1 protein-coding gene is annotated in these 278 nt (G+C 43.2%); it reads right to left on the reverse strand.

What is annotated here, in order from left to right; all coding sequences use genetic code 11:
* The coding region (locus AAEZ00_RS21115) for a TAXI family TRAP transporter solute-binding subunit (protein WP_351089845.1) at positions 1-278 on the reverse strand (278 nt) is incomplete at both ends.

Genomic DNA, 278 nt, shown 5'->3' on the forward strand with positions numbered 1-278 from the left:
GTGTAGTGGAATAGGCAGATCTTTTGCCGCTGTGGCTAAACTGATCGCCTTAGCAGCTGAGTGAGCAGTACCTAAACGGTCTAGGTTTTCAAACATCAGCTTAGTCATTTGATAAGCAATCTCATCAGACACCTTACTGTGACTTACCAATAAGTTTTGTATCGCAACCGTACTCACATCTTCTGTTTGGCCTTCGTAAGTATTGGCCGTAATCACCCCAACTTGATAAGCAGGATTATTAATTTTAGCGACAACATCCGCAGGGATAGCCACAAAGT

It is taken from the genome of Shewanella sp. S1-49-MNA-CIBAN-0167, from assembly GCF_040310145.1.
GTDB lineage: Bacteria > Pseudomonadota > Gammaproteobacteria > Enterobacterales > Shewanellaceae > Shewanella > Shewanella psychromarinicola.